Raw genomic sequence first — 5,721 nt, 5'->3', positions numbered from 1 at the left:
GTAGATGAACCGCAATTGCAGCCCCGTGCGGCGCTCCCATTCGCCGGGGGTGATGCGGCCGCCGCGGGTGGATTTGCCTGCGGCGGCGGTGGGGAGCGCCAGCCAGAAGCCGTTGCGCGACCGGATCAGCGGCCCAGTATCATGCGCGCCGACGATCACAGGGGCGTTTGACCAGACCAGCGCTGCTGCGTTCAGGCTCTCGCCGCCCTTGGGATAGGTGGCCAGCCGGATCGAGTTGCCAAGCCGGGTGCCGAGCCCCGCGCCGGTGATCTGGCCGCGCCAGGCGGATTTGAGGCCCGCGCCCGCCTCGCGCATGGCGGAGGTAACGGCCTTCTCGCCCGCGGCGATTTCCGCCTGCATCAGGGCGGCGAGGTCGGGGCTGATCTCCAGCTTCAGCTTCATGCAGGCCTCAGGTCCAGCGTCCAGATCAGCCGTTCGCGGTCGCGCAGCGGCTCGCCCTGGATCACATGGCTTTCCGCGCCGATGACGATCACATCGCCCGGGCGCGGGGTGGGCAGGTCCGCCACGCGCACGTCCACCACCGTAGTGTCGCTGACGAACCGGCCAGCGCCGAAGTCGGTCACGCGATCCGGGGCGCGGCGGATGATGCGGATCGGGCGTTCCTCGGAGGTGGTGGCCGAGATCCAGAGGGCCGGGGCCGCCATGGCAGCATGGGTGAAGATGCGGTCCATGGCGGCGGCGAAGACAGACATGAGCAGGCCCGTCAGTTCGACGTGTGCAGCCGGATCGCCAGCCGCGGCCGCTTGTTCACCGGCAAGATCGACGCCTCGGTCATGACATCGATCCAGCGGCCCTTCTCGTCGAGATGCTGGCGGGCGTAGAGCGGCAGGCCGATGGTGTTGGCGGTTTCCAGCAGGTTCGCGGGGCCGCCATAGGTGGTGAAGGTGTCCATCGTGCCGAGCGGGAAGGCGATGCCCTCGTTCGCCGGGACCAGCCGTTCGGTGGCCTTGGTCGAGAGGGTAACGGTGCCGGAATACTCCTCGAACAGGATCCCGGCGAAGGGGAAGTTGCGGCGGACGTCCTCGCGCAGCGGCTGCGCGCCGGTCGAGGCGTAGAACTTGTAGGCCTCTTCCGTCTTCGGATGGGCGATCAGCTTGTCGAAGAACTCGCGGCTGACGAGGGCATGGACGCTGGTCATGGCTTCGCCCAAGAGGTTGTCCTCGATGGCGCGCAGCACCTCGCGGACCTTGCCCTGCACGTTCGTGCCTGCGGTGCCCAGCACGAAGTCCACCGAGATCTGCGCCAGGCCGAATTCGGTGAAGTAGTTGTAGAGGGTGGTCCCGGCCCCGTCCTTCACGATGCCGCGGAGCGCGTTCATCTCCATGTATTCGCGGGTCTGGGCGTGCTTGCGGCGCATCAGCAGCAGCTTGCGGTTCATCACCTCGACGAGGGGATCGGCCGCATCGAAGGCGCCCAGCGCGGGCTGTCCCTGGATGTCGGCGGGCAGGACCACGTCGTCATGCGGGATCCACGGCAGGGCGAAGCTGCGCATCGACCGGCCCTCGCGGGTGCCGACCGTGGCCGGGCCGCCGAGGGGGACGGAGGGCAGAAGGCTCAGGACACCTTCATACTGCTCGATGATGACCGAGCGCTGGCTGACCCCTTCGAAGCGGAAGAGGCCGATCTGGGCGAGGCGGGTGTAGAGGTTGGGCAGGATGTTGATGGCCTGCGTCATCTCGGCCAGCGAATAGCCGCCAGCGTCGAAGGGGTTGCGGACGAGAGTCATGGGGTGCTCCGGGGGATGAAGGGTTTGGTGCGGCCGGGTGAGCGGCGTCAGACGCCGTCGCGGGCGACGATGCCGACCGCGGCCAGCTGGCCGATCTTGGTGGTGATCTTTGCGGCATCATCGACGGTGGCGTCGTAGGCCAGCGCTGCGCGCGAGACGATGGCGGGGCCGCGGGCGACGACGATGCCCACGGCATCGGCCAATGTCGCATCGACGGCATAGAGGAGGACGGCCGTGGCAGTCTGCGCGCCATCGGTGCCGCCGCTGGTCGCGAGCTTGTATTTGCCGCTGGCGGTGATCCGGCCGAGGACGGCGCCGACGGGGTAGGGCGTGCCCGCGAGCAGCGTCACCACCTCGCGGGTGTAGTTCGGGTTGACCTCATATTTGAGGACGTCGCCCATGCTGGGCGGTTCCGTCAGGACGGGCATGGTTCAGTCTCCAGGATGTTGGGGGATGGGGGCGCCCGATCTGGGCGGTGCGCTTCAGCGCGAAGCGGCGGCCGATTTCTTGGCGGCCGCCACGATGGGGCTTTCCTTCGCGCCCGCGGCCGGGGCGGTAGCGATGATGCCCGCAGCATCGCTACGGGCTGCGAGATCGGCGAGCACCTTGGCGCGCAGCGCTTCCGGCTTCACGCCCTTGGCCACGGCATCGGCGGCATCGATCTGGATGCTGAGGCGCGCGGCCTGCGCGCAGACTTGCGCGACCTCGGCCGCCTCGGCGCGGATCGCTTCGGGCGACATCGCGGCCGCCGCGGTCTGCGGCAGTGCGATTGCCGCGGGCGGGGCCGGTTCCGGCGGCGTGCTGGCAGCAGGCGCGACCGCAGGCTGCGCATGATCTTCGGGGGCAGTGGTCATCATCGGTCCCTTTCCTCTGGGGGTGGATGTGCCGCGGGGTGCGGCGGCGAAAGCGCGGAAGGCGGTGACCGGATCGGCCACCTCGTCGGCAAGACCGGCGAAGACCGCCGCCTCCCCGCGGAACACGGCGGCCTCTGTTCCCAGCGACCGTAGGGTGTCCAGGCGTCGGCCACGACCCTCGGCGACGGTTTCGGCAAAGAGCTGGCGGAGGTCTTCCAACTCGCCCGCGATCCGGGCGCGGACGGTCTCGGGCAGGGGCTGATAGGGATTGGCATCGACTTTGCGGGCGCCGGCATGGATCAGTGAGACGGCGATGCCCTTCTGGTCGAGCGCGCCGCTCATGTCGCTGTGCATGGCCACAACGCCGATGCTGCCGACGGCGCCGGTGCGGGGCAGGATGATGCGGTCGGCCTGCGAGGCCAGCGCATAGGCCGCCGAGAGCGCATGATCGGCGACGAAGGCATGGATTGGTTTCACCAGACGCACGGCCCGGATGCGATCCGCCAGATCGAAGGCCCCCGCGACCTCGCCACCGAAGCTGTCGATATCCAGCGCAATGCCGCGGATCGCAGGATCGGCCAGCGCCGCTTGCAGCTGGGCGGCGATCCCCTCGTAGGAGGTCAGCCCCGAGGATTGCCCGATCCAGGCCCCGCGATGCACCAGCGTGCCCGCGATCTCGATGACAGCGATTCCGTCAACGACCGCGAAGGGCTGGCTGCCGTTCCGCCCCTGGCGATTGGTCAGGTCATCACCGAACAGCGACGCCCGGGCGGGCAGGGCGGCCGCATGCTGATCTTCCGTCGCAATGTTTAGCCCCTCGACGTTGATCTCGCGCCCCACAATCCGAGGGCCAAGGCCTGTCAGGAAGGCCAGCGCCTTGGCGGGATCGACCATCAGGGGCGTGTTGAAGACGCGCTGGGCGATCTGGGTGTGGTGCATCATCCTTCCTCCGCGGGCCGGGGTGCCCGGTTCTCGCCGTCGTCATCCTGATCGTCGCTGTCCTGCTGTTCCTGCCGCTGGCCCTCGGCATCACCCGGCGCAGCGCCGCCACCCGCCGCCTGTGCGGGCGATCCGGGCCGCCGGAAGTCGAGACCCAGTTCCGCCTCGCGCTTGCGTTCGGCCGCGATTTCCCGGTCGACCTGTTCAGCGTCGTAGCCGCGTTCGGCGATGGCTTGCGTGCGGGATTTCAGGCCTGCTTCGATCTGCAGGATTTCCGCCGCGGCATCCTTGGCCGGGTCGATCCAGTCCCATTTCGTCGGAAGCCAGTCGCAGGCGAGCCAGGCTCGCCGGTCGCTGGCGTAACCCGGCAGGTCGATGGCGCCCGCCAGCACGGCCATGTCCATCCACCGCGTCCAGACGGCGCGGCAGAGTTGGTAGACCATCACCGAATGCTGGAAGGCCGAGATGCGGCGGCGGAAGTCGACCAAGGCAATCCGCGTGTTCGAGAAGTTTCCCTTGGCGGTGTCACCGGTCAGATACCCATAGGGTACGCCCAGCGCCGCGCCGATCTGCAACAGCGTGCGATACTGGAAGGGTTCGTAGGTGGACCCGGAATCCGGCGTCGAAGGCGTAGTGACATCCTCGCCCGGGTCCAGCCGCACGACTTGGCCGGGTTCCACCTCCAGATCGTCCTCGGCCGGGTCGAGGGCGGTTTCTGGCGCGGGCGAGGTGATGAACATCGCAAACATCGCCGCGGTCTTCTTCCGCTCCAGCTCCGCGTCGTCGTAGAGGTCGAGGGTGAAGAGTTTCACCACCGCTGCGGCAAAGCGCGACACGCCGCGCAACTGGCCCGCCTCGACAGGGTCGAGGATATGGATCACCTCGGACGCGGGTACGCGCACCGTCTCGCCCGCCAGCCCCGGATCGGTCATGTCCCCCGGATGGCGGCGCAGGAAATAGTAGGCGACGCGCCGCCCGATCCCGTCGAATTCGATGCCCTGCCGGATCGACCCCACGCCGGGCAGGACACGGGTCATGTCCTGGGGCAGCATTTCCGTGGGGAGCATCTGCAGCTGCATCGGCACTGTCAGACCATCTTCGGGACGCCGGGTGCGGATGCGCAGGAAGACCTCACCCGCCAGAAACACCTCGCGGGCTGCCCTGCGCTGGAGGCCGAAGAAGTCGGTCAGCCCCTCGGCGTCCGCCTCGTCGGTCCAGGCGAGCCATAGCTTCTGCAGCTCCTCCTTCTTGCCGGGATCGGCGATTTTCGACGAGGGCTTGATCCCGTCGCCGACGACATGGTTGGCAAAGGCGTCGACCGCGTTGGCGGCATAGCCGTTGTTCCGGACCAGCCAGCGCGCGCGGGCGGTGATGGTTTCACCCGACGCCGCGATCAGCGTGTTCACATGCGCCCGCGTGGCCCGGAACCCGCGCATGCGGCGGTGGGATTGTGCGGCGTCAAACCCACCAATGATCGACCCGAGGCGTGCACGGAAGGCGTCGAGCAACATGGTCAGAGACCCTTGATGGCGATAGTGCCCCAGCGACGGCGACGGGCAGACGTGCCGCTGGCCGTTGCGATCCGACCCTCCAGATCCCGGATCGCCGTCGCCAATTCCGCGTCCGAGCCATAGGTCACGGTCTTGCCGTCGTAGCTGACGCTGCGCAGCCCGGCGAAGCGGGCTTCCTGCAGCGCGGTCAGCAGGGCCTGCATGCGTTCCAGGTCCATCAGTCCCTCATGAAGTTCGGGGTGTAGGCCCGCCGTTTCCGGCACGGCGTGGTCAGGGTTCCGGCCTTGGGCTGGGCCGGGTCGGGTGGTGCGCTTTCCGTTACGACGGCCGCTGGCATACGCGTTTCCACGCCCGCCTGCGCTTCCAGCCGCCGCCAGGTGGCCTCGTCCCATCGGTCGGCGCCGAGGATCCACGCCGCGGCACGGGCATAGACCCGGCAGTCCAGCGCTTCGTTCCGTTCGCGCTTCTTCTGCCACTCCTGATGGGCATAGCCGCGCTTGTTGCGGATCGTGACCAGCTGCTCCGCCACCAGCTGCTTCAGCCATTCGGTGTCGGCCCAGCCGGGGATGTGCACGGTCCCCGGCGCATCGAGAACGCCCAGCGCCCGGTCCTCGTCAGACGGCCGTTCGATCCGCAGGAACCGGTAGGTTTCCGCCTTGAACGTCGCCGT

At 68.4% G+C, this 5,721-nt stretch carries 8 protein-coding genes; all 8 read right to left on the bottom strand.

The window, feature by feature from the left end; translation table 11 throughout:
* The coding region (locus tag CRO07_RS17795; protein WP_097031970.1) for a DUF6441 family protein at positions 1-402 on the bottom strand (402 nt) is incomplete at its 3' end.
* Complete coding sequence (locus tag CRO07_RS17790; RefSeq protein WP_097031969.1) at positions 399-713, bottom strand: head-tail joining protein; 315 nt, start codon at positions 711-713, stop codon at positions 399-401. The genes CRO07_RS17790 and CRO07_RS17795, both read right to left, overlap by 4 nt.
* An 11-nt stretch (positions 714-724) precedes the next feature.
* On the bottom strand, positions 725-1,747 hold the full coding sequence (locus CRO07_RS17785; protein WP_097031968.1) for a major capsid protein: 1,023 nt from the start codon (positions 1,745-1,747) through the stop codon (positions 725-727).
* A 47-nt stretch (positions 1,748-1,794) separates the two neighbouring features.
* Complete coding sequence (locus CRO07_RS17780) at positions 1,795-2,175, bottom strand: head decoration protein (RefSeq protein WP_097031967.1); 381 nt, start codon at positions 2,173-2,175, stop codon at positions 1,795-1,797.
* A gap of 54 nt (positions 2,176-2,229) precedes the next feature.
* Positions 2,230-3,540 carry a S49 family peptidase gene (locus CRO07_RS17775; RefSeq protein WP_097031966.1) on the bottom strand — a complete coding sequence of 437 codons (1,311 nt, stop codon included), beginning with the start codon at positions 3,538-3,540 and terminating at the stop codon, positions 2,230-2,232.
* Positions 3,540-5,051, bottom strand: coding sequence for a phage portal protein (locus CRO07_RS17770; RefSeq protein ID WP_097031965.1), 1,512 nt, complete (start codon positions 5,049-5,051; stop codon positions 3,540-3,542). Before CRO07_RS17770 ends, CRO07_RS17775 begins: the two co-directional genes overlap by 1 nt.
* Before the next feature lie 2 nt (positions 5,052-5,053).
* Positions 5,054-5,269: a phage head-tail joining protein gene (locus CRO07_RS17765; RefSeq protein WP_097031964.1), complete on the bottom strand. Its 216-nt coding sequence runs from the start codon at positions 5,267-5,269 to the stop codon at positions 5,054-5,056.
* Positions 5,269-5,721 (bottom strand): terminase gpA endonuclease subunit (locus tag CRO07_RS17760; protein ID WP_176504628.1); only part of this gene is annotated, 453 nt, incomplete at its 5' end. The genes CRO07_RS17760 and CRO07_RS17765, both read right to left, overlap by 1 nt.

Source organism: Cereibacter ovatus, assembly GCF_900207575.1.
In the GTDB taxonomy this organism is placed as follows: Bacteria; Pseudomonadota; Alphaproteobacteria; order Rhodobacterales; family Rhodobacteraceae; genus Cereibacter_A; species Cereibacter_A ovatus.
Note: the sequence above shows the minus strand (reverse complement) of the source record. Positions and strands in the feature narration are given on the sequence as shown.

Coding starts and splice junctions, on each gene's coding strand:
- CRO07_RS17790 (WP_097031969.1), bottom strand. CDS start 713: ATGTCTGTCTTCGCCGCCGCCATGGACCGCATCTTCACCCATGCTGCC.
- CRO07_RS17785 (WP_097031968.1), bottom strand. CDS start 1,747: ATGACTCTCGTCCGCAACCCCTTCGACGCTGGCGGCTATTCGCTGGCC.
- CRO07_RS17780 (WP_097031967.1), bottom strand. CDS start 2,175: ATGCCCGTCCTGACGGAACCGCCCAGCATGGGCGACGTCCTCAAATAT.
- CRO07_RS17775 (WP_097031966.1), bottom strand. CDS start 3,540: ATGCACCACACCCAGATCGCCCAGCGCGTCTTCAACACGCCCCTGATG.
- CRO07_RS17770 (WP_097031965.1), bottom strand. CDS start 5,051: ATGTTGCTCGACGCCTTCCGTGCACGCCTCGGGTCGATCATTGGTGGG.
- CRO07_RS17765 (WP_097031964.1), bottom strand. CDS start 5,269: ATGGACCTGGAACGCATGCAGGCCCTGCTGACCGCGCTGCAGGAAGCC.